Source organism: Gorillibacterium massiliense (assembly GCF_000455485.1).
Lineage (GTDB): Bacteria > Bacillota > Bacilli > Paenibacillales > NBRC-103111 > Gorillibacterium > Gorillibacterium massiliense.
Map to the genome: position 1 here is coordinate 1 of NZ_CBQR020000069.1, position 23343 is coordinate 23343.

Genomic DNA, 23343 nt, shown 5'->3' on the forward strand with positions numbered 1-23343 from the left:
TTTACGAACCTTTCGAATGGAGCGCCGTACAGCGGAGCGACGACGTCGACATTGACGATCACCGGGGCAACGGCAGGGATGAACGGCTATGTCTACCGGGTAATCGCCAGCGGTTTGGCAGCGCCTAACGCGACGTCGAACGGCGCGACGCTGACGGTGAACTCGCCGCCAGCGATCACGGGCCAGCCTAGCAATGCTACCATTGCTGCTGGGGGGAGCACGACCTTCTCCGTGACGGCATCCAACGCGTTGGTTTACCAATGGCAGGTGGATCAAGGCTCTGGATTTACGAACCTTTCCAATGGAGCGCCGTACAGCGGAGCGACGACTTCGACATTGACGATCACCGGGGCAACGGCAGGGATGAACGGTTATTTGTACCGGGTTGTTGTCGGCGGTTTGGCAACGCCTGCCGCGACGTCGAACACCGCGACGCTGACGGTCAACTCGCCGCCGTCGATCACTGGCCAGCCAAGCAACGTTACCATTGCCGCCGGGGGGAACACGACCTTCTCCGTGACGGCGTCCGATGCGACGGGTTACCAATGGCAAGTGGATCAAGGCTCTGGATTTACGAACATTTCCAATGGAGCGCCATACAGCGGAGCGACTACGGCGACATTGACGATCACCGGGGCAATGGCAGGGATGAACGGCTATGTCTATCGGGTAATCGCCAGCGGTTTGGCAGCGCCTAATGCAACGTCGAACGGGGCGACGCTGACGGTCACCTCGCCGCCGACTGTGATTCCGCCTTATATTGCTTCAAGTAACGCCGAACTAAAGTCGTTGACGTTATCGTTCGGCGCAGGAGAATCGTTGACGTTATCGCCGGCGTTCAGGGAGGATCTGTTTACCTACGAGGCCAACACAGATGCGTCTCAGATTGTAATCGGGACGGCTACGGATCACTGGGCGGCAAAGACAACGTATCGGCTGAACGGACAAGTCGTGCCCGTCGGCATAAATGCGGATCTGAACCTGGGCAAGAATGAGCTTCTTATCCAAGTTCAAGCAGAGAACGGCACGACTCACACGTATACGGTAAACATTACCCGCAACTCTGAAGAGACGACTTATAATGACACAAAGGGACACTGGGCAGAGCAGAAAATCGGACAAGCAGCACGTCTGAAAATCGTCAGCGGATACGAGGACGGTTCATTCGCTCCGAATAAGTCCGTCACGCGCGCGGAATTTCTCGTGATGCTGATGAACGCGCTGAAGCCGCAAACGGACGGCGCCGCAATAGCGTTTTCCGACGCAAGCAACATCGGAGGCTGGGCACGTAACGCCGTAGCGCAAGCACTGCAGGCAGGCATTGTTACGGGGTACGAGGATGGTACTTTCCGCCCGAATGCGGAGATAACGCGCTCCGAGATGGCGGTCATGATTGCGAAGGCGCTTGGCTTGTCCGCTAGTGCGAACACTGGCTATACCGGCTTCGCGGACGTGCGGGACACTCCGTTTTGGGCTCAAGGCGCGGTCGCTGCGTTGAAACAGTTAGGCGTCGTAGACGGTAAAGGCGCGAACACGTTCGATCCCGCAGGCCTGTTGACCAGAGCGGAAGCCGTAACGGTTGTTCTGAACATGCTTACGAAACTGAACAAGTAAGTTCTAAAGGGGTGCAACGACACGAGCGCAAGCGGCGGTCGTATTCATTAGTACGTGCATCAGCTTGCAGTGATCGATTGAGTGACATCAGTTAAGCGGTAAGAGGGTTACCTTGAAGCAGTGACTATCGGCTTCAAGGTAACCCTCGTTGATTATGTGTGTTGACTCTGCCTACTCAACACATGTGGAATCGGTGGCGTTGTGAGTTAGAAGTAAAGGATAAGCAGAAGGGTTCGAGAATCTGTAAAAGATTCTCGAACCCTTCTGCTTTAATTGCAATACGATTAATTAGTCGATGCAAGATCTCTGGAGTCAGCTCCTTGAAGGACAAAAATTCATCAAGGAGTTCGTTCAGTCGTAGATTAGTTTCAGAAATGTATTCGTTATATTCCTCATCTGTCATGTCACCAAATTGTATCATTGGTGAGATTAGATGTGAGCGCTCGAACATCCTCAATAATAGCTAATTTTAAATCTGCTTCACGTTCGAGATGGTTGCTACATTTTATTCCCCTGTTCTAACCAGGCTTGTTGTAGTTACCGTAAACATACCCCTTATTGTTCTTCTTATAATGCATTCCACACCCTTCATGTTGATTGGGGACGATAATGCAATCCTTCGGATTCATGTAAATTCTACTACCCAGTGTCACGCTCTTGGTTTTGATTCGTCAGGAGTAGTCGAATTGTGGAACCTAGCCAGGTGTCACTACAATTCTGCTTTCCTGCGTTTTGGGACGGGTTTGGGATGGCCTCATCATTTAAGTCTCTTGCAATTTGTATCGTATCCTTAAATTATGCTAATTGTTATGTCGTTTTTTTACAAGACGAAATAGAAATTGAAAATTAGTATAAAGTGAATAAACACATAAGGAGTGATGATATATGAATAGAGTAAGTATTGTTTGTTTAGGAGTTCGCAATATGGAAGCGTCGGTTAGATTTTACCGTGATGGGCTTGGATTTGTAACGGATGTGAAGGAAAATAATCCGCATATGGTTTTTTTTAATACATATGGTACGAAGCTTGAATTGTACCCGTTACAAGAACTAGCAGAAGATATTAATAGCGTTAATCCACCGAGCATTGGAAAAGGATTTTCTGGAATTACATTAGCTTATAATGTTGATAGTAAAGAAAAAGTAAATGAAGTTATCGAACTTGTTAGAAGTGCTGGAGGAACAGTAGTGAAGGAACCACAAGAAGTTTTTTGGGGTGGTTTTCATGCTTATTTTTCAGATCCGGATGGTTATTACTGGGAAGTCGCATATGGGCCAGATTTTAAATATGATGAACACGGAATGTTAACTTTTTAGAGAAGGGGTACCAACATGATAGAAAAGTTATATTGTGTTAATTTATATACATCAAAAATAGACAGGATGATACAGTTTTATCATGATATCCTTGAAATACCAATACTCTTTCATGGATTTAATGGAACAACTGATGGAACAAAGATAGGCTATGGTGTTGATAAATTTCAGATTGCATTATGGGATAAAGAATATTGGAAAAAAGGATTTGGGGGTCCTGTTGAAATAGCCATAAGAGGAAATATAGATGCCATATATGAAGCAATAACAAAACATAAATATCCTATTGAACCGATAAAGGATTTAGGCTTTGGAAGAATTTTATATATTTTGGATCCAGAAGGAAATAGGCTAGCAATTATGGAAGAAGATTAATAGAGTGAATCGAGGCAAGTCCATCATTAGAGGTGGATTTGTCTTTTTCATTTGTCAGCTAAAAACTAATAAATAACGGGGACATCTAAACTACTTGATATACAACAGACGAGAGCTAGTAACTACAGGACAAACAGTTATTGAATAAGATTTTCTCCTACGGTAAGATGAACGAAGGCTGGAAGTGAGTGACATTTTTTATACCATTTAGGATGCACGAAAGTGTACTCTTATTAGATATCATTCAAAAAAGGGGAGTATTTTAATGTTTAAAAAGTGGGCTAAATGGGGAATTGCAGTATTACTGATCAGTACGTTTATGTTGAGTGGTTGTACAAAAGAACAATCAGAAAAAGCTGCAGACGTATATGCTAAGACACTTGAAGCAAGTAATAAGTTGGAAAGTTTCGCTATGGATATGACCATGAATATGCAAATCGCACAAGGCAGTGATAAAATAGCTACTGATTCAAAAATTACTTCAAATATGATCGTGAAGCCAGAGATTCAGATGGATATGAACATGGAGACAAGTGCTCAAGGTCAAAACGTTAAAATGCAATTAGTTTTAAATAAAGATGGTTTCTACATGCAGGATCAAACAGGTAAATGGCAAACCCTTCCTAAAGATCAGATTGACCAAGTAATGAGTAGTGTGAAACAAGAGCAGAACAATCCAGCAGATCAGCTTGAAAAATTAAAGCAGTTTGTAGATGATTTTTCTGTGAAGGAATCCGGAGATTCTTATACATTATCGCTTTCAGCAAAAGGTGATAAGTTTAAATCATTTGTTGAAGAACAGTTGGATAAACAATTGGCTTCGCAGCCAGGTATGGCTGCAGCTTTAAACGGAGAAAAGCCAGAATACAAGTTTAACAAAGTGGAATATACATTTGTGCTTGATAAGCAAACCTATAATCCAAAAGAACTCGATATGGTCATGGATGCAGAGATAACAATCAAAGGCGAGACAGTGGGTATGGTAATTGACATGAAGTCTCAATTTAACAAGTTCAATGAAATCACTGAAATCAAAACTCCTGAAGGTGTGTAGTAAATTATTATCAGTAACTGAAAATTAACCATCTTATGTACCGTCCTAAACAGGGCGGTATTTTTTTTATTGCGAATAGTGTGCAATTATTTGAGAGGTAAAAAATGGTCATTCGGTGTTCGAGTTATGATAATATATAAAGTACACTACACGATTTTATCAAAATAATATGCTCGGATTCATACGTTGTATGATAATTGTTCAGTTACAGATTTGCCCCTCCCGCTGCTTTTCTTTAAAGCTAAAGCTTAGTGACCAATACTCAAGTCATGTAGAGGCGGTGGTATTGATGTTAAGGAGGGACGAGAAAAAAACAGCATGAAAGGAAGCGGCTTATGATTACTATTTATGATTGGTTTGGTTATGAATTGCCGATTAAGGAACGTTATCAGTTAATAAAAGAAGCCGGATTTGACGGCGTTTTACTGTGGTGGAGTGATGGCTTTGGCCGTGACGGATCTGGTCGGGGCGATTACCGCAACGGGCCACAGATGGCGCGGGAAGCGGGGCTTTTTATAGAAAATATCCACACACCTGTCCAAGAACAAAACAACCTCTGGCTTGACGATCTGGACGGGGAAACCTTGACCGATTGCTATTTACAGTGTGTTGCGGATTGCGCTGAATTTGAGATTCCGACAATGGTGGTACACCTTCCGGATGATAACCATCCATATAATGCATTGGGACTGGATAGGATCAAGAGAATCACAGAAAAAGCCGAACAGCTTGGCGTCAATGTTGCGCTAGAGAATTTATGGAACCTTACGAATTTAGCATATGTGCTGGAGCAAGTGGATTCCGCGCGCGTCGGATTCTGTTATGACTCCGGACATCACTTTAGCAACAAATCGGCTGGTGATTTATTAACCATGTACGGTTCCCGGTTGATGGCTCTACATTTACATGATATTGGCGGAAGTCATGCCCAACACCAGTTACCCTTTGACGGCCCAATTGATTGGTTTACAGCCATGAAAAGAATTGCGGAAACGGGCTATTCGGGTGCGACTGCATTAGAGGCCATGAATTGGGACTATCTGGATTTATCGGCAGAGGGATTTTTACAAAAAGCGTTTGAGCGGGCAAAAAGACTGGAAACATTAAGACTCAATAATCTATAAGAACAGAAATAATTAGAAGCTGTATTGGCGGAATTAGTAAAGAGGGGCGGAGAGCCCCTCTTTTTTCATGCCATCTTGATTCATTACAAAAACACGTAGTTTCAAGCCGTTACCCTGCGATCCCTCAAGCAAATAGGACTACTTATACGGAAGAAAATAGAACAACTGACCATACAACAGATAAAGCGATAGATTATAACTATACCGCGAAATGGTATGAAGAACTCTCTTCAACGTTTAATAAAATATACATTTGTGCTGAAAGCAAGAATTATGTCTTAGCGTTTATTTCTGCCTGTTGCCTTCAATATTCTTTGGAGTCTGAACTGGAAATAAAGCTGAAGACAACGGATTTATTAAGTGAATTCAAATATGATGATTTAGAAAAATTAGCATTAAGGGCACATAAATTGAAGTGAATTGTATAAGTGAAATTGAAAAGAACCATGCAACAATTAGAAGGGTGAGTTCTGTGGATGAATTGAAATATTAGTCATGACAAAGCCAAAACGGTCGCTTAGAGCATAAATAGTGAGACCACCTATAGCGGTAGATTTAGCTTCGATCCGCGGAACCTTGCGAGGGTGATCCAATTACATCTCCAAAATAGCAAAAGCTCTCAACCATGGACTTGGTAGAGGGCTTACTTGCGTCTCTATTTATGGAGGAGAACCGTGGATCAGTAAATCCATAACCCGCCGATGCGTGATGAAAAGGCGGTACGGGCACCATATGGGCATTAATCCAATCAGAAGGGTATTCACCCACATAAGTTGATACAGTGTAGGCTTTAAATAAGAATGCGAGGGATTATCCATGCCCGATTTTAACCCAAGAAAATTGTCCGTAAATCTTATTCCGCCAGCTACTTTCACTCAGCCGGCAGAGGGGAGGAAATATACACTTACACATTCTGACAATACGGGGCAACTCTTTTTAGATATAGGTTATAAGTATAATTTACAGGCTGTTAATCCCCAAATGCGTGATGAAGTGCTGGCAGAGTGGAAAAAGGATGTAAATGGCTACTCAAATTTAATAGGATCAGCGCATGTAGATGGAGGGGAGTTCAGTTTATCCGCAGCGGGTGTGCGTCTTAGAATCTTCATGCGAGAAATGACTACTGCATTAAAAGGCATTGTCTATGGAGACCGCCCATTCTACGCTCATTATCCTCATCTTCTTGATGCGCCGATCTTTATCCATTACAGGTCAAGTTATCCTCAGTATTCTCAGATTCTCTACTACGGTACACCCCGTCAGTATTTATCTTAAATACACCAAATATCTGCTGATATTTTGCTCATGGTGCAACAAGTGGGACGAGCTGGCTGCGTTCTTCAAATTCCTATCATCGGCAACTACACCAAGGTTACACAGGGAAAAGCATCTTCCTGACAGACGAATCGCTGCTTAAAATGCTATATCTTGCTACGCTATATTATTGCAGTACACGTGAAACCACCTATATGGAATTGCTAATACCTTTCATTTCAAATCTCAGGTTAAAAGTAGTTTTACCATCAGCGCAAAATGCGGATATTATCCCGCAGTGTTTTTCAGCGATTGCTTTCGCAATTGCTAAACCCAGACCTGTTCCCTCGCTTGTTCTGGAGTTATCCGCACGGTAGAATTTTTCAAAGATTTTAGGTAAATCTTTATCGGGTATCGTGTTCCCATAGTTTGCTATTGTTATGACAGCGTCCCGTTCTACCTGGGTCAAAGAAATTTCAATCAGCTTACCTTCCTTGCCATAGATGACCGCATTGTTTATGATGTTTTCTAGCATTCTAGAAAACAGCAATGGATCAGCCGATAAAACGATTCTTCGATTGGGCAATGAAATGCGATATTCCATTCCATTTTCGTTGAAAACAGGGATGAATCCTAGTACAACCTGTTCAATTAACTCCGAAAGATTGAATGAAAGCTCGTTGATTTTCATTTTTGGGCTGTTCAGCTTCGAGTATTCAAAAAGGTCGTCAATTCTCCTTTTAAGGTTGATGCATTTTGCATAGGCGACATCAGCGTAATGCTGAGATGTCTTCCCATCATCAGATGAACCGCATGCAATCAGTTGTAAAAAGCCAAGCACTGATGTCAGCGGAGTTCTTAAATCATGGGAAATATCGGTGATCAGCTCGTTTTTTGCCCGTTCGTTTTCTCTTTCCTGATCAATCAAATTTTTCATCCTGCGTGACATATCATTGATTGAAGACGCCAGTATGCCTAATTCGTCTGACCCTTGCATCGGTATCTGCTGATCCAAATTCCCCTGTGACAGTTCTTCTACCCCTCGCGTTATCTGTTCAAGATAGGCGATTCTCTTTGCAGTAAGCAAGTAAAAAGTAACAATAAGCACGATGATAAAAATTGTGATGAATCCGAAAAAAAATAGAAGGATATGATCAAAGAAAAATTGAGCGAATGGCTTTATATCAGAAAGCGCAATTAGAATTCCGCACAAAGCCGCAATAAAAGCACTTGCTGCAAGAGCGCTTAAAAAGAGAGTTAATATGAGCTTATTCCCTATTCTTGTAATTCTACTCTTCAATTTTATAGCCAACTCCCCATATCGTCTCGATCATCCGAGGATTTTTCGGATCATCTTCGATTTTTTCCCGGAGTCTCCACATATGCACCATGACTGTGTTGTGCGAGTCAAAGTATTTCTCCTGCCAGACCCTGAAAAAGATTTCCTCCGCGCTGAAGACCTTTCCAACGTTTGAGGCAAGCAATAATAAAATATCATATTCTTTAGGCGTCAGACTTATTTCGATTCCATTTTTGGTTACCACATGTTTGTCCTTAAAGATGACGATGTCTTTCACAGCAATGACATTTGCATTCTGCTCACCAGAATTCGGTTGATTTAATAAAAAACACCTGCGTAGTTGGGACCGGACCCTCGCTGTGAGTTCTATAGGATTAAATGGTTTAGTGATATAATCATCGGCTCCGATGGTCAGACCCATGATCTTGTCCATATCCTGCGATTTAGCGCTCAACATAATGATCGGGATGTTCCATGTCTCACGGATTTGTCTACAAGCTTCCATGCCATCCATCCCAGGCATCATTATATCCAAAATTACCAGTTGAATGATTGTAGCCTGAAGCAACGCGATGCATTCCTGCCCGTTTGTGGCTTTATACACCGTATAGTCTTCATTTTTCAGATAGATTTCAATTAGTTCGGTAATCTCCGGTTCATCATCTACCACGAGTATGTTATATCCGTTCACTGCAAGCACCTCAATAAATATACAATTGCCATCCAACTAAACCATAGCATATTTTAGGATAACATATGGTTTTTACAGGGATACTAGTGTCTCTACCGTCCGAACATCATAGCCCCGTTCCGTTGACTTTTCGAAGGATAAAAAGTCCATAGAAAAACACTACGGATAATAGCGCGATACCGACCATAGCGTTGAGTGGGGTAGACGTAATGTACGGATGAATTGCTCCACCGGCTGTCAGTTCACGCAGTTCGCCTGACATGTCAAACAGCGCGTGCAAGATAATCACAGGCCAAAGCAACTGAATCCGCAAATAGCACGCAGCAAAACAGACCCCAATAAAAAGCGCATAGAAAATCTGGGCGATTGTGGACCATATATCCATTCTTCCGATCAATAAGCCATTAATATGCCCAAGCGCAAAAAAGGTACTGGAGATGACAACCGAAAAGTAAATCTCTTTCTTACTATTTCCCCATTTACGCAGTAGCAGATTAAGAATAAATCCCCGACATAATATTTCCTCAAAAAGTCCGGTTGAAGTATATACCAGTATGTATAAAATAATCAGACCAGGTTTTGAAACCTCTATTTTCAGGTTGCCGCCAAACAAATTGGATGCATTCAACAAAATAAATAGTACAAGCGGCCAGACAAGTAAAAGGCTTTTACGGCTAGCCGGTTTACTGAAAACAGTTCTGGTGTTTATTCCGGTTAATTTGATCAACAACAGGAGAAACACGCAGATACTACCCTGAACGAGAATACCACATAGATAAGACCCATATAATCCGTCGAACGGGATATCAATGTTGCTGATGAGAATTGCCAATGTAGTTACTATAATGGAAAGTAAAATTGGGTGATGGATCGCAAATACCTTGAGTTTGATCATAATCATTGTCCTTTGTTTTGATTTAAGGATATCCTAAATATGATTATAGGCAGACGGTGCTTTTCGTTTTTAACTTTTTTCTTACATTTTGGGCTCAATACTAGAACCAGTGCACGACAAAATGAAGTAAGGATAGAAATGGAAAACCATATGGTGCGTATAATGGATAAGCACGGGACTTTTTCAATAGTCACGTGCTTATTTCTTTGCTCTAAGTACCAAATGGGGAGCTTTTTTGTTCCAATTGTTTACAGAACCGATAATTGTGCACTATAATGAAATAAAGTAAACTCACAGTTTACTTCAAGGCGGTTTTGACCCTTATAGAAAATGAGAAGGAGAAAAACATGGGGGCACATGAACGCAAAGCCAAGGAAAAGGAAATCCGTCGGACGGATCTAATCGAGGCGGCGGAAAGAGTGATCTTCGCCAAGGGCTACGAGGCAGCGACGATGGATGATATCGCGCGGGAGGCGGAGTTCAGCAAAAGAACTGTATACGTATATTTCAGCAGCAAGGAACAGCTGTATTTTGAAATCATGGTACGGGGGTACGACATTCTGCTTACGATGATGGAAGAAGTCTTCCGAGAGAATGAGGGGAATGCTTTAGACCGGCTTCAGCATCTGGGAAGAACCTTCTACCGGTTCAGCGAAGATTACCCACCCTATTTCGCGGCGATTATGGAATACGAGAACGGAGAAATGGATTTTCTAAACGCAATTCCTGACGAGTCTAGAGAAAAATGCTATGCCCTTGGGGAGAAAGCTTTTTCCTATGTATCGGAGACGTTGAAAAAGGGAATGGAAGATGGGGTTCTCCGTGGGGATTTGGATATAACGGGTACGGCGATCATTTTATGGTCCTGCATGCTTGGCATGTTCACGACGGTCAGCAGAAAACGGAATTATATTGTCCACTATCATAAAAGAGACCCAGAGAAACTGATTACGGATTCCTTTCAACTGTTGCTGCGCTCGATTGAAGCCGGGGAAAGGAATGAATAGGAGTATGAAAATGCGGAGGAGGAGGATGGTTGTGATCGTTCTTTCATCTCTTGGTGGTCTGTTAGCGGTGTCTGTTGTTGCGATTCTGCTGGCAAGCGGAATCTTTGCTAAGCAGGCGTACCTGGAGCCTTGGAAGATGACGTATGCACAGAAGTTCGATGACCCGAGAATTCAGCTTGCGGCCCATGGCATTCTCGCGGCCAACGGCCATAACATGCAGCCTTGGAAGATTCGGCTGGATGCGGATTCGCGAGTCTTTTACTTATATGCCGACCCGGAGCGATTGACTCCTGAGGTAGACCCGTATGCACGGCAGTTCATGATTACTCAAGGCACCTTTTTGGAATACGTAAAAGTGGCCGGTGCTAAGCTGGGCTACAAAACGGAGATCTCCCTTTTTCCGTTAGGAGAGTATGATGAGGGGCTGCTTGTTCAAAGCATGAAGGAGAAACCGGTGGCTAAGGTCGTCCTTTCAAAGGCGGTTACGAAGGATGATACGCTCTATAATGAGATGTTTTTGCCCGATACCAACAGGGCCGCATACAAGGAAGAGCCATTAACGGCTAGTGCGATCGCTCAGTTGCGTTCGATCAATCAGGAGGATGATAGGACGATCACCTTTTTTCAAGGGGCTGATGAGTTGAAAAGGTTGGGAACATTCGCCTTGGAAGGGACAAAGATCGAAGCGGATGTACATCGTATCAATGAAGAAGCGGCTGGGATTTTTCGTTTTAATGAATATCAGAAGAATAAGTACCGATATGGATTTTCCTTTGAAGGACAAGGAACTATCGGGATGAAAAAGCATCTGCTTCAAGGGCTGGTTACCTTGCTTCCCTTTATGAATAATGAGAAGAGTTCGGCGGGGCTGATGATAAAAACGGCGCAAACCGGTGTCAACCATACACCTGCCTATGCGATGATCTTAACCCAAGGCAATAGCCGTACCCAGCAGGTGACAAGCGGCATGCTGTACAGCAGGTTGATTTTGACGGCCCATACCTTAGGCTATGTGATGCAGCCTTTAAGCCAACCGATCGAGGAGTATTCTGAGATGAAGGAGCTGTATGAGGGCATCCATCGTGAATTTGCACCGAAGGGTGAAACGATCCAGATGTTCGTCCGTCTCGGAAAGCCGACTAAGGAGTTTCCGCTTACGATGCGAAGAGACGTGAATGAGATGATAATGAAATAAGTGGACAGGCAAGACGATTCGATGGGCTTAACACACGGCCGCTTGTATGAATCCTTGGAGGGCGTGTACAATTAGTAAAGAGGGGCGGAGAACCCCTCTTTTTTATTGCCTAATTCAGTTCTATAAAGTACCTTATCTCTTCTTTATCTGCGTAAAAACCAACGGATTCGTATAGAGATAAGGCTGAATTATTTGTTGTTAGTACCATAAGATTAGCTTTTTGTAACTGATGAGACTTAAGATATCTTAAAGCTTGTGTTAGCAAATACTTAGCAATGCCGCGTTTCCTCCACGGCTCGCGGACAAAAACATCCTCAATAACACCATAGTCTTCTTCTTGCCATGCCATCACTCCACCAACAACGGTGTCTGCTTGACGTATTACCATGGACGTCCATAGTTTGTTTTTTTTGTATTCTGAAAGTCTATAAAACCCTACTGGCCAAATTTCAGCTTCTATATCTAGGTATTCTCTTTCCTCGCGAGATGACTCCATCTTCCAATGCGAAAATTGAAATCCTTCTTGAAGAATTAACTCAGGAATTGGTTTATTCAAATCTCGACTCATGTTAAACAAACTATTCAGATGCCGGTATCCTTTATCGATAAAAAACTGATTGCTTGCTGTTTCTGTCGAATTGTTGCCTACACATAGTATTGTTCCATATTCTTTTGGTAAGGTCTCTTTTAAGTGGTTTGCTCTTATGAGCAGATAGTGATAGATTTTGTCGAGCAAATCAATGTCACTTTCTCTTTCGGGAATGGCTTTAAGATTAACGAAAATGGAGTGATTGTTCTCTTTTGAATGACCGGGAGGAACAGTGCTGATTATGCTAACTTGACCTTTTGCAACCATTTTCCCATTTTCAAATGCACAATAAACGTTACTCCAATTATCTTCGTCCCCGACCCACCAAAATATTGCATTTTCTTTTGCTGTTACCGATTGATATAACGCGCCAAGCAAAGGCATGTCTTCTATTTGGAAATTGCGTATGAAAACCTCTGTTGATGGTTGGCTCAAAATGATACCCCTCTCAATAGTAAGGGATTTCGCAGTTTAGAGGGCTAGCTATGCGAGTTCCCCTTCATAAATTTGCCCTTTGCTAAGATTTGTTTACTCACAACAAACGCCTCCCTTAACTGTTATTACCACGGACGTTAACATACCTTGACCATTTATCAAACATAATTTACAACTATAGTTATTTTCTCCACCACGTATGTTGCTTAAGGTCGAATGTTCGGTTCTTACTCCCGGGATATGCGATCTTTGTTTTATCGGTACGTCATCTTGGCAGGGGACTCTGGATCGAGCTCCTGCAACCGGTTAGTCGATACTTTTAGCGAAAAACATTGAGTATGAGGTGATCTGCTATTGTATAATGTAGGAAAGTGTTTCTATATTTTAACTAGTATAGGAAGATGAGGATGAACATTCAGGGATATTCAAGCCATCATGAAGAGAGTTTACCGTCGTCAAAGCCCCTCTTGGCAACAAAATTGTTTGTCCCGTTCAGTTCAGGAGCACTGATCGCCCGTCCTCGGCTTATAGAAGGCTTGAATCGGGCACTCGCTTGCCGAATAAGCATTGTCTCTTCTCCGCCCGGCTTTGGTAAATCAACTCTGTTAGGAGAGTGGGTCGATCAACTGCCGATGCATGCGGGATGGCTTTCGCTGGACAGCGCAGACAATGATTCGATTCGTTTTTGGGTGTATGTGATCGCGGCATTGCAACAAGTGAAGAAGGGGATTGGGAGTCAGGCGCTCGCCCATCTTCAATCATCGGTTAAACCTGACTTGGAAAATGTTATTACGCTTCTTGTCAACGAATTGGTCTCGGTCGATGACAGCTTTGTCCTTATTCTTGACGATTACCACGTCATTGAGGACTCTGAAGTCCATCATTCCATGATGTTGCTTATCAGGCGCTTACCTGCCAACATGCATGTATGCATTGCCTCGCGGAAGGAAGTTCCTTTTTCGCTGGGTAGTTTGCGAGCAAAAGGAGATTTGCATCAGCTAAGCATCGCCGATTTGCGCTTTACGAGTAACGAGATTCGCGCCTATTGGAACAAAGAGATAGGCCGTGCACCGGATGACACTTTTTTGCGCTTGCTTGAGGACCGGACGGAAGGTTGGATTGCCGGATTGAAGCTAGCGGCACTCTCTGGAAACGATCCGTCCGTCCCTGTCGCTTACATCAGCAATTTCTCCGGGAAACATCGCTATGTGGTCGATTATCTGCTGGAGGAAGCTTTTCTTCATTTTCCAGAGGAAATTCAGCTTTTCCTGTTACAAACCTCCATTTTGGATCGCATGAACGGTTCGCTTTGCAATGCTGTAACCGGGGGAGAGAGTACCGCTTTGATTGAATGGCTTGAGCAGGCCAACTTGTTCCTCATTCCCTTGGATCAAGAACGCTATTGGTTCCGGTACCATCATATGTTTGCCGAATTTTTGCAGGATCGGCTTTCCAAACAGTTACCTGCCAGCATCTCAAGTTTGCATCAGAAAGCGGCTCAATGGTTTAAAAAACACAACTATCTGTATGAAGCGATCAACCATATGTTTATAGCGGGTTCTTATGAAGAGGCCGCTATTCTGATCGAACAGAACGGTGCGGTTTTTTTGAAGCGGCGGGAGCAGCGTACGCTGGAAAAATGGCTCGAACAGCTTCCGGAAGAGCTGTCTCGAAGGCCCAGTATGCTTGTCATCCAGATGTGGAATAAGCTGCTCCAGGGCGACAGTGAGAAAACGGCTAATGGTGTCAGGGAACTCCAGGAACAGATTCTTTTAATGAGAGATACCCTTCCGGACGGATTTGTAATACGGGTATCGGAAGAGATCGAGGTTATCAACCTTTGGAACGCCATATTGCGGGTGGATATGGATTCTGCCTATCAGTTGTTGGAAGCTTTTACAGCCCGCGATGATATCCATGAGAATCGGAAGCATTTGGATAAAGAAGTCTATTTGGTAGAGGGGATCGACTTAACTGACGGTAATGCCTCCATCACCCAAGGATTTTACGGCTTCTTGGGCCGTTTGAATTTTGCCAGGAAATTTCATGAGCAGTGGTATCGTTTTATCGTTAAGAATGAGATGCATGACTATCACTTTGCAGCTGACAACTATTGTGCATTGAGCGAGATCTATTATGAAAGCGACGAACTCGATCTTGCACGGACTTACGCGAAAATGACTTACGACGTTGCTTTAAGACGCAGAAACATCGGTACCTACGTATCTGCTACCATTGTCTTGGCTAACTTATGCTTGGCAGAATGGAAGCAGGAGGAAGCCATTGGGGTCATTCACCATGGATTTGACACGCTCAGGCAGGTCGGGGAAGAGGAATATGCCCGCTGGCAGCATATTTATTATGCGTATTTGGCGCGTCTTTATATGGTCAGGAGAGATCATGAGAGACTGGAGCAATTGCTGCAAAGCTCTAAATTGAACCTGAACAGGGAGATAACCATCTATCAGGAATACGAAAATCTAACGATGATCCGTGTTCTGCTATTCAAAGAACAATTCGAGGAAGCACGTGAACTCTCCTTACACATGATAAAAGTAGCCGAACAGTCGAAACGGGTTGGCAGCCTTTTGCAGAACCTTTTGTTCCAAGCGGCAATCCAGTATGCACTTGGGGAAACGTATCAGGCTGTACAGGCTTTACACAAAGCACTGCAGTTAGGGGAACAAGAGTGCTATTTCCGTACATTTCTGGATGAGCGGCAGCTACTGCAGGAGATCCTCGACAACTATATGGAGTATCGCAAAAAGCACATGGTGCCAGAACTGCAAGCAGGTGCGTCCCTTCGCTATGTTGAGAAGTTGGTTACCGCGATGAGTGAGCAAACGCATGAATTAGGGAATATCCAGCAAAAGGAATCTGAACAAGTCTCCACGCTTACCAAAAGGGAACTGGAAGTTCTGGGTTGCCTGGCGCATGGGCTGTCCAACAAGGAGATTGCAGAAAAGCTTTATCTCGCAGAAGGAACGGTTAAGCTCCATCTTAATCGGGTTTATAGCAAGCTGACGTGCAATAACCGCGTACAAGCGCTTCAAAAAGCAAAGCACATGAATCTGATTTGACTCAGCTTACTGGAAAGCATGTTACTCCTCGTTATAGTTCTCCATCATTTGATTTAAATAGGTTCGGAAGTCTTCTCTATATGGTTTGGGCTCTACAATTATTAAATTCGTCCCGAAGCTTGCCAGAAATTTAAAGCCCGTACTGTTTTGAGGGACATGAATGGTTGCTAAGAAGAATTCAGCATTATAGGTTTCGATGCAGTTTCGGCCGTACCTTTCAATGAATTGATCTTTTATACTAGGCGAAATCAACGCCTGAACAGCGACTAGTTGCGGTTGATATCTTGCTTCACGTTCATCTAATAAATACTCTCTAGGGCTAAATGTTTTTTCATCCATAGTAAGATGATGGATCCGGGATAATTTAAACGTTCTATAGCCCATCCGATATAAACAGAATCCTTTCAGATACCAACTCGTTTCGCTGAAATGAAGCTGATCGGGTTCGACCATTCGAGTTGTCGTAGCGCCGTCTTTATCCATATATTCAAATGAAATTAACCTTCTCTTCAATATGGATTCCTGACATATTATCAGGATTGGCAGAATCTCGGATCGGCCCTCCCAATCATAAAAGGACAGTTGAATTGAACTTTGCAGAGGCAGTGGGCCAACCATTGCTTCTATTTTTTTTATCGTCATTTCAACTTCTTGGCTAACCATGATTTTTCCCAATCCGCCGAGCGCTGTTAAGATATTCTCTAAATCCGAGCTGCTTAGAAGGCGCTTATCCATTTTATATTCATCCAAAATTCCGTAGCCGCCGTTAACTCCGCTTACGGAATAGATGGGGATATTCGATAAACTCAGCGTTTCCATATCGCGAAGGATCGTTCTTTTCGAAACATGGAATAACTGCGCGAATGCGTTTGTCGAAACAATATCTTTTTTCAGTAAGATCATGATGATCGAAATGAGTCTCTCAACCTTGTCCATAGTTGCCCTCCTTTTTCTCTATTTTATCTCAGAATGGTGACACTAAGCTGTCACCTTTTATCGATTATACTTCATGTATCACAAGAAGGAGGTATTGTTCGATGGCCGCTATTGCCTATTTAAACTTTGACGGGATTGCAGAACAAGCGATTGAATTTTATGCGGAGGCTTTAAATGCCACAGAAGTAAAGAAAGTCAAATTTAAGGATTTTCCGCAAGATCCAAACTATCCTCTGCCAGAAAATGAGTTGAATATGATCATGGAGTCTTCGATCGAATTCGCTGGCGGGAAAATCATGATGTCGGATATTTTACCTTCCATGAAAGGGATAACGGGCGACTTGGTTAAAGGAAATCATGTGCTGATCAGTCTGGTTATCGAGGACAAACATAATCTGGGGGAATACTTTAATCATTTGTCTGTTGGCGGCTATGTGATCATGCCGTTATCCGATACTCCTTGGTCATCGTGCTTTGGAACGCTGGCGGATAAATTCGGGGTTGTATGGAAATTCAATAGTGACGCCGATAAGTTTCTTGATAAAGTCCTTTCCAATAAACGATTTTCAAATTAAATGGTGTTCTCATTTGTCCAAGGTTCGATTACTTGGACTTTTTTATTTGAAGAAATCAACCCCCGCAATTGGACAAAAGGAAGCGTACCTATGGTTGCCAAGCTGCTTTTATAATGGAAGGGGTGCATCTATGATACGATAGGGGTCAAGGAGGAGCAGCATGAAGAAAAGGACCACACCGGGCCTCCTGAAGTGGATTTGGCCCAACAAGCTAAAGGGCAGGCTGACTACCCTGCTGGTATTCGTCACTATCACGCCGATTATCCTGATCGGCTTCACCTCATACTATTGGTTTTACAATGTGCAAATGGAAAAAGTCAGCGCAAACTATCAGCTGCTTCTGGATAGCGAGCGAGATGCGCTGGAGAAAGCTTTTTCCAACCTGATGAGCGTTTCCCAGCTGCTTGCCATCGGCGGAGGGATCGGCGACAACTTGACCACTTATTTGAATAGTGAAGATCCCAGGGTGAAAACCGAAGCCTTTCTAACCATCGACAAGTCGCTTACCAACATCATTTATTCCAATCCCGGCATTCAGGGATTGTTCTTTTATTTTGCCGGGCATCCCAATCCCATTCAATTCGAATCCGCACCTTTGAAGCCCAAGCTCTTCGGGATGGCGCTGGAGCCGAATCCCTTCAAATCGTTTTATATCGCAGGGCAGCTCTATTACAGCAGCCCGCATCCGTCCGTATTCAATTCCAGTCAAGCGACGGTGATCTCGCTTACCCGCAGCATTCCCTACGGATCAGGCGGGATGTATTATGTCTACCTGGAGACGAATCTGAACCAATATATTGCCGATGTCTCCGACCCGAGCGGGGAACAGGCAATTTATCATCTGCTGGTCGGCAGCGATCAGACGGTACATTACAGCGATCTGCCGTTCGCCGTCCAGAGTGGTGCCTCACTTCACGAGGTGCAAACGAGCGAGTTGCGGGATTACCGACAGTTCACGGCTACCGGCAAAAACGGCTGGCAGTTGGTTTCGCTTGTTCCGAAAAACGTCTACGAAAAGGAGATCAAGCAGTGGCAGATTCAGTTTGCCCTCGTGCTCTTCCTTTCCCTCGCTTTAACAGTGGGCGCTGCCTCTTATGTATGGCGGATGGTGTACCGCCCGCTGCAAAGGATGAACCATGCCATGAACCGATTTAGCCAGAAAGGCGACCATCTGGACCGGCTTAAGCCTGGCCTGGAAGAATTCGAAATGCTTCATACCAGCTTCCGGGAGATGAGCTATCGGATCGGCGAACTGATTCAGGAAGTGGAGTCGAAAGAAAAACGGCGGGGAGAACTGGAGGTCGAGAAGCTGATCTCCCAAATCAATCCGCATTTTCTCCATAACACGCTCAATACGATTCAATGGCTGGCTTTGGAGCAGGGGCAAAAAGAGATTTACGACCTGATCAAAGTCTTTACCCGAGTTCTGCAATATAACATGGGCAAAACCAGTATGATTGTAACGATCCGGGAAGAGATCGCCGCTCTAGGCGACTATATCCAGCTGCAAAATATCCGCTATGACCATCGTTTCAACGTCCAGGTGGCGGGAGAAGCCGACATTCAGGATGTCCCCATTCCCCGTTTTATCCTGCAGCCACTTGTGGAGAACGCCTTGTACCACGGGCTGGTAAGCGAGGAAGGCACCATTATCGTGGACATTGCCCGATACAGCGACGGGCTGATCCGCATTCGGGTAGAGGATGACGGGATTGGCATGGAGCCGGAGAAAATCGGGGAGCTGTTGAAAGGCAGCAGCGGACGCGGCATGGGGATTGGGATCGGTTTGAATTATGTAAAAAAAATGCTGGATGTCTATTACGGCGAATTGGCATCCATGCGGATCGAGAGCGAAAAGGGAGCGGGAACGACCGTTACCCTGATCATTCCCAATACGGTGAAAGGAGAGGGGCCTCATGTTCAAGGTCTTGTTGGTTGACGACGAACCGCTTGTGCGGCGCGGCATCCGCAGCATGCTTCCCCTTGCGGACTATCAAATGGAATGGGCGGGGGAAGCTTCCTCGGCGGAGGAAGCGAGGGCTATCCTGAGCGTTCAGTCGGTCGACCTGGTGATGACCGACATCTCCATGCCAGGCCAGGACGGACTGGCGTTCATCCGATCGTTGACCGAGACCTATCCGTCCATCCTGTCCGTCGTGATCACCTGTCACCAGGACTTTTCGTATGTGCAGCAGGCGCTCCGTCTGGGAGCCGTCGATTATATGGTGAAAACCCAACTCGACGACCAGACAGTGCATGAGCTGCTGGAGCGCGTCTCGAGGCAGCTTCTGCAGAAAACCGAACGGGAACGGCCGGCGGGGACAGAGCCCGGAGACGATGCGTATTCCTTCAGAAGGCTTCTGGACAAATGGAGTTCTCTCGGTTGGATCGCTGAAACCGATCTCTGGCAGGAGTTGCTGGAGGAAACGGTGCATGCCCTGTCGGCTCCCGCATGGAAGGGGCTTCTTACGGAAGCGGTCGGGCAATGGCCGGTACGCTGTCCATCGCTATTACCGGTGACCGAAGAACTGCTGCCCAGGTTGGGAGCTGTTCACACGCTGCCCGAGTTGAACGGGTGGACGGATACCTTCCGCCAGGAGGCGATGCGACGGTTTTGCGCCACAATGTACTCGGAGCAAGTGATCGCGTCCATTCTCCGCGCCCTCGATTTGCTGCATAACGCTTCCGGGGAAAGATGGACGCAGACGGAGCTGTGCCGCGCCGTGAATTTGAGCGTCAGCTACTTCAGCAAGTGCTTCAAAGAGATCGTCGGCGTCTCATTCGTTTACCATGTCCAGGAGGCCAATCTGCGGGAAGCTCAAAGATTGCTCCAGACAACCAATCTGCCTGTTTATGAAGTTGCGGAGAAATCCGGCTTCACCGACGAAAAATACTTCGGCAAGATCTTTCGCGCCAAGACGGGCCATTCCCCGAGCGAATACCGGTCAGCAAGCCGAAACAAATAAAACGGACGTAAAGCCCAAAAAAAACGAACCGGCCCTTTTGGCAGAGGAATGATTTGCGCCGAAGGGTCGGTTTTTTTGCAGTTGCGGCCTGCGCGGGAAGAAGAGATTCTACCCAATCAGGCAATTGGGGAAGTAACGGAACACGGATGGGGAGGGCTACAATAAAGGAGCGAAATTACAGAAGCGGTTTGGAAGGGGAGTTTCACATGGCACTAACACGATCCGAGTTGAATCCGATACTCACTTGCCGGGATGTACCGCCCTCGCGTAAGGGCTGGGAGGTCATCGGCGTCTTCAACGCCGGCGTCGCCCGGTTGAAGGACGAGGTGGTCCTGCTGCTCCGAGTAGCCGAACGCCCGCTGCCTCGGGAGGCGGATGTTTATCTCACTCCTCTATACAATCCGGAGACGAATGAAATGGAAGTATGTCGCATCCCACGGGAAGGCGCCGACCTCAGCGACCCGCGGGTTGTGAAGACACCCGAACAAAATTACTTAACCTCTATCTCGCATATCCGCGTTGCCCGTAGCCGGGATGGAATTCGCTTCGAGGTGGAAGCGGTTCCCGCTTTGGAGCCCGCGACGGAATACGAGGCTTACGGCATCGAGGACCCGCGGATTACGCCGCTTGAAGGCGGATTCATCATCACCTATAGCGCCGTATCGTCACTGGGGATTACGGTTCCGCTTGTTTATACGGAGGATTTCCGCTCCTTCGAACGCCGCGGACTGATCTTCCATCCCGACAACAAGGATGTCGTATTGTTTCCCGAAAAGATCGGCGGCAGTTACTACGCCTTGCACCGTCCGTCCGCTTCCCATTACGCCAAGCCGGATATGTGGCTGGCGGAATCGCCGGATCTGGAGCACTGGGGAAGGCATCGTCACATAGCCGGCGTTCGCTCCGGGATGTGGGATGATACCCGCATCGGCGCCAGCGCCGTTCCGATCCGCACCGAGCATGGCTGGCTGGAGCTCTACCATGGAGCGGACACCCGCAATCGGTACTGCATGGGTGCGATGTTGTTTGATCTGGATGAGCCCTGGAAGCTCGTCGCCCGCTGCGGGCACCCCTTCATGGAGCCGGAAGCAAACTATGAGACCGAGGGCTTCTTCGGCAATGTCGTCTTCTCTTGCGGCGCGTTTCTCGAAGGCGAGACGATCCGGCTGTATTACGGCGCGGCGGATTCCTGCGTAGCCTACGCGGAAGTGCCGCTGGTGGACGTGATGGAAACGCTCATCTATACAGAGGAAGCCGGGAAGCCGGAGCCGGAAAGGAGGACGACAGGATGAAAGCGCAAGCGAAGCGCATCAAACACAGAGGCTTGCGCGATCTTGTAGCCAACCGATACTTGTATGCTTTGGCGATACCGGCGGTTTTGTTCAGCATCATCTTCGCTTATCTGCCAATGATCGGCATCTCCATCGCCTTCATGGACTTCAATCCGCTCAAAGGGATATTTCACAGCCCATGGGTGGGGCTGGAAAACTTCCGCTTCTTTTTCCGAGGTAGCGATTGGCTGGTCATCACCCGGAATACGGTTCTTTACAATGTCGCCTTCATCATCACCGGCACGACCTTGTCACTGGCCCTTGCGATCATGCTGACCGAGCTGGGGCGCAACTTTTTCGTCCGCATCATGCAATCGGTGATGATCTTACCCAACTTTATTTCCTGGCCGATCATCGGGCTGTTTACCGTCGCGTTTTTCACCGCCGACACGGGCGTGCTGGCCAAAATGTTCACCTCCCTCGGCCTGCCGCAGCTTTCTTTTTACACGAATTCGGAAGTGTGGCCGTGGATTCTCGTCTTCATGAATCTGTGGAAAACGGCCGGCTTTGGCGCCATCGTGTACATGGCGGCCATCGTCGGCATCGACAAGGAGTTGTATGAGGCGGCGAAAATGGATGGCGCATCCCGCTTCTCCTGCATTTTCCGCATTACTCTGCCGCTCTTGAAAAGCACCATCGTCGTGCTGTTCCTGCTGAGTCTCGGCAATATTTTCGGCGGCAATTTGGATATGATCTACTCGCTCGTCGGGGATAATTCGTTCCTATTCCCGTCCACCGATACTATCGATACTTATGTATTCCGCTCCCTGCGCACGACCGGCTCGATGGGCATGACCCAGGCGATCGCCCTCTACCAATCTCTCGTCGGATTCATCTTAGTGGTGGGTGCTAATAAGCTAGCCGGAAAACTGGACAAAGACTCGGCTCTATTTTAGCGGGAAGGAGGCACTATTATGAAAAACACCGGCACCGACCGTTTACTTTCCGTCCTGTTTTACATTCTCTGCGCCTGCTTCGCCGTCGCTTGCCTATATCCCTTTCTCTTGGTGGTGGCAAGCTCATTGACCGATGAAGTCGCGTTGATGAGAGAAGGCTACCGGCTCTTTCCGCAGCATGGTTCCATTGCAGCTTATAGAGCGATCTTCAGCAGCAGTACCATTCCCGACGCCTATCTGGTTACGATCTTCATCACGGTTGTGGGAACGGCGCTCAGCCTGCTGGTGACGAGCATGGCGGCCTACGCCTTGTCGGGACGCCGGCTCTACTACGCGGGAGCCATCTCGATGTTCTTCTACTTCACGATGCTGTTCAGCGGCGGGATGGTTTCCTCATACATCCTTGTCACCCGGTATTTGCACCTGTCCAACTCGATTTGGGTGTATATCCTGCCGGCGCTGTTGTCGCCCTGGAACCTGTTCCTGATGCGCAATTTCTTCAATGACATCCCGAAAGAATTGTTTGAATCGGCGAAAATCGAAGGGGCCGGAGAGTTCCGCGTCCTGCGTTCCATCGTGCTGCCCCTGTCTCTGCCAGCTCTTGCCACCATCGGGCTGTTTTATGCTCTTGGCTATTGGTCTTCCTGGATGCCGGCCATGCTCTATATCGACAACACGAAGTTATACTCGCTGCAGTATATCATCATGC

20 protein-coding genes and 1 pseudogene are annotated in these 23343 nt (G+C 46.0%); 16 read left to right on the forward strand and 5 right to left on the reverse strand.

All coding sequences use genetic code 11. From position 1 onward, the window contains the following. The 7 genes and pseudogenes from TJ79_RS25790 to TJ79_RS28035 form a co-directional block, all read left to right on the forward strand. Positions 1–1614: S-layer homology domain-containing protein (locus tag TJ79_RS25790; protein WP_202903304.1), on the forward strand; the 1614-nt coding region annotated here is incomplete at its 5' end. Positions 1615–2499: 885 nt separating this feature from the next. Further along, positions 2500–2931, forward strand: coding sequence for a VOC family protein (locus TJ79_RS07695; protein ID WP_040949717.1), 432 nt, complete (start codon positions 2500–2502; stop codon positions 2929–2931). A 15-nt stretch (positions 2932–2946) separates the two neighbouring features. Continuing rightward, entirely contained in the window at positions 2947–3306 is a 360-nt protein-coding gene (locus TJ79_RS07700) for a VOC family protein (protein WP_040949718.1), read from the forward strand. Positions 3307–3571: 265 nt separating this feature from the next. Next, positions 3572–4360, forward strand: a complete 789-nt coding sequence (locus TJ79_RS07705; RefSeq protein ID WP_040949719.1) for a DUF6612 family protein — start codon at positions 3572–3574, stop codon at positions 4358–4360. Positions 4361–4695: 335 nt separating this feature from the next. Beyond that, positions 4696–5484: a sugar phosphate isomerase/epimerase family protein gene (locus tag TJ79_RS07710; protein ID WP_040949720.1), complete on the forward strand. Its 789-nt coding sequence runs from the start codon at positions 4696–4698 to the stop codon at positions 5482–5484. Between the two features lie 816 nt (positions 5485–6300). Continuing rightward, positions 6301–6759, forward strand: a complete 459-nt coding sequence (locus TJ79_RS07715) for a staygreen family protein (protein WP_040949721.1) — start codon at positions 6301–6303, stop codon at positions 6757–6759. 7 nt (positions 6760–6766) lie between these two features. Continuing rightward, positions 6767–6923: pseudogene (locus TJ79_RS28035) on the forward strand (IS256 family transposase); the annotation flags it as partial. Positions 6924–6949: 26 nt separating this feature from the next. On the opposite strand, the gene TJ79_RS07720 reads toward TJ79_RS28035, so the two are convergent. The 3 genes from TJ79_RS07720 to TJ79_RS07730 form a co-directional block, all read right to left on the reverse strand. Next, a complete protein-coding gene (locus TJ79_RS07720) occupies positions 6950–8038 on the reverse strand; it encodes a sensor histidine kinase (RefSeq protein WP_052339381.1) in 1089 nt (362 codons plus the stop codon). Next, positions 8028–8729 (reverse strand): response regulator transcription factor, encoded by a 702-nt coding sequence (locus tag TJ79_RS07725; protein ID WP_040949722.1) that lies wholly within the window; start codon positions 8727–8729, stop codon positions 8028–8030. Before TJ79_RS07725 ends, TJ79_RS07720 begins: the two co-directional genes overlap by 11 nt. A gap of 106 nt (positions 8730–8835) precedes the next feature. Next, on the reverse strand, positions 8836–9624 hold the full coding sequence (locus tag TJ79_RS07730; protein ID WP_162162931.1) for a CPBP family intramembrane glutamic endopeptidase: 789 nt from the start codon (positions 9622–9624) through the stop codon (positions 8836–8838). 347 nt (positions 9625–9971) lie between these two features. On the opposite strand from TJ79_RS07730, the gene TJ79_RS07735 reads away from it, so the two are divergent. Together TJ79_RS07735 and TJ79_RS07740 are read left to right on the forward strand one after the other, a co-directional pair. Continuing rightward, positions 9972–10631 (forward strand): TetR/AcrR family transcriptional regulator, encoded by a 660-nt coding sequence (locus tag TJ79_RS07735; protein ID WP_040949723.1) that lies wholly within the window; start codon positions 9972–9974, stop codon positions 10629–10631. A 25-nt stretch (positions 10632–10656) separates the two neighbouring features. Then, entirely contained in the window at positions 10657–11826 is a 1170-nt protein-coding gene (locus TJ79_RS07740; protein WP_238322879.1) for an Acg family FMN-binding oxidoreductase, read from the forward strand. Between the two features lie 109 nt (positions 11827–11935). Here TJ79_RS07740 and TJ79_RS07745 read toward each other — a convergent pair whose 3' ends face one another. Next, positions 11936–12850, reverse strand: a complete 915-nt coding sequence (locus TJ79_RS07745) for a GNAT family N-acetyltransferase (protein ID WP_238322881.1) — start codon at positions 12848–12850, stop codon at positions 11936–11938. A gap of 467 nt (positions 12851–13317) precedes the next feature. On the opposite strand from TJ79_RS07745, the gene TJ79_RS07750 reads away from it, so the two are divergent. Then, the gene (locus tag TJ79_RS07750; protein ID WP_238322882.1) at positions 13318–15930 is read left to right on the forward strand and encodes a winged helix-turn-helix domain-containing protein; all 2613 of its coding nucleotides are present in this window, start codon (positions 13318–13320) and stop codon (positions 15928–15930) included. 21 nt (positions 15931–15951) lie between these two features. On the opposite strand, the gene TJ79_RS07755 is transcribed toward TJ79_RS07750, so the two are convergent. After that, a complete protein-coding gene (locus TJ79_RS07755; protein ID WP_040949727.1) occupies positions 15952–16866 on the reverse strand; it encodes a helix-turn-helix transcriptional regulator in 915 nt (304 codons plus the stop codon). Between the two features lie 101 nt (positions 16867–16967). On the opposite strand from TJ79_RS07755, the gene TJ79_RS07760 reads away from it, so the two are divergent. The 6 genes from TJ79_RS07760 to TJ79_RS07785 form a co-directional block, all read left to right on the forward strand. Continuing rightward, positions 16968–17441 (forward strand): VOC family protein, encoded by a 474-nt coding sequence (locus TJ79_RS07760; RefSeq protein WP_040949728.1) that lies wholly within the window; start codon positions 16968–16970, stop codon positions 17439–17441. 160 nt (positions 17442–17601) lie between these two features. Further along, entirely contained in the window at positions 17602–19380 is a 1779-nt protein-coding gene (locus TJ79_RS07765) for a sensor histidine kinase (protein WP_040949729.1), read from the forward strand. Further along, positions 19358–20407 carry a response regulator transcription factor gene (locus TJ79_RS07770; RefSeq protein ID WP_040949730.1) on the forward strand — a complete coding sequence of 350 codons (1050 nt, stop codon included), beginning with the start codon at positions 19358–19360 and terminating at the stop codon, positions 20405–20407. Before TJ79_RS07765 ends, TJ79_RS07770 begins: the two co-directional genes overlap by 23 nt. Positions 20408–20613: 206 nt before the next feature. Continuing rightward, the gene (locus TJ79_RS07775) at positions 20614–21699 is read left to right on the forward strand and encodes a glycoside hydrolase family 130 protein (protein WP_052339383.1); all 1086 of its coding nucleotides are present in this window, start codon (positions 20614–20616) and stop codon (positions 21697–21699) included. Continuing rightward, complete coding sequence (locus tag TJ79_RS07780) at positions 21696–22634, forward strand: ABC transporter permease (RefSeq protein ID WP_052339384.1); 939 nt, start codon at positions 21696–21698, stop codon at positions 22632–22634. The genes TJ79_RS07775 and TJ79_RS07780 overlap by 4 nt, the downstream gene beginning before the upstream one ends. A gap of 18 nt (positions 22635–22652) precedes the next feature. Further along, positions 22653–23343: carbohydrate ABC transporter permease (locus tag TJ79_RS07785; protein WP_040949731.1), on the forward strand; the 691-nt coding region annotated here is incomplete at its 3' end.

Bases quoted from the DNA above. Each gene is read 5' to 3' on its own strand.
- TJ79_RS07695 (WP_040949717.1), top strand. From the start codon at position 2,500: ATGAATAGAGTAAGTATTGTTTGTTTAGGAGTTCGCAATATGGAAGCG.
- TJ79_RS07700 (WP_040949718.1), top strand. From the start codon at position 2,947: ATGATAGAAAAGTTATATTGTGTTAATTTATATACATCAAAAATAGAC.
- TJ79_RS07705 (WP_040949719.1), top strand. From the start codon at position 3,572: ATGTTTAAAAAGTGGGCTAAATGGGGAATTGCAGTATTACTGATCAGT.
- TJ79_RS07710 (WP_040949720.1), top strand. From the start codon at position 4,696: ATGATTACTATTTATGATTGGTTTGGTTATGAATTGCCGATTAAGGAA.
- TJ79_RS07715 (WP_040949721.1), top strand. From the start codon at position 6,301: ATGCCCGATTTTAACCCAAGAAAATTGTCCGTAAATCTTATTCCGCCA.
- TJ79_RS07730 (WP_162162931.1), bottom strand. From the start codon at position 9,624: ATGATCAAACTCAAGGTATTTGCGATCCATCACCCAATTTTACTTTCC.
- TJ79_RS07735 (WP_040949723.1), top strand. From the start codon at position 9,972: ATGGGGGCACATGAACGCAAAGCCAAGGAAAAGGAAATCCGTCGGACG.
- TJ79_RS07740 (WP_238322879.1), top strand. From the start codon at position 10,657: ATGGTTGTGATCGTTCTTTCATCTCTTGGTGGTCTGTTAGCGGTGTCT.
- TJ79_RS07755 (WP_040949727.1), bottom strand. From the start codon at position 16,866: ATGGACAAGGTTGAGAGACTCATTTCGATCATCATGATCTTACTGAAA.
- TJ79_RS07760 (WP_040949728.1), top strand. From the start codon at position 16,968: ATGGCCGCTATTGCCTATTTAAACTTTGACGGGATTGCAGAACAAGCG.
- TJ79_RS07765 (WP_040949729.1), top strand. From the start codon at position 17,602: ATGAAGAAAAGGACCACACCGGGCCTCCTGAAGTGGATTTGGCCCAAC.
- TJ79_RS07770 (WP_040949730.1), top strand. From the start codon at position 19,358: ATGTTCAAGGTCTTGTTGGTTGACGACGAACCGCTTGTGCGGCGCGGC.
- TJ79_RS07775 (WP_052339383.1), top strand. From the start codon at position 20,614: ATGGCACTAACACGATCCGAGTTGAATCCGATACTCACTTGCCGGGAT.
- TJ79_RS07780 (WP_052339384.1), top strand. From the start codon at position 21,696: ATGAAAGCGCAAGCGAAGCGCATCAAACACAGAGGCTTGCGCGATCTT.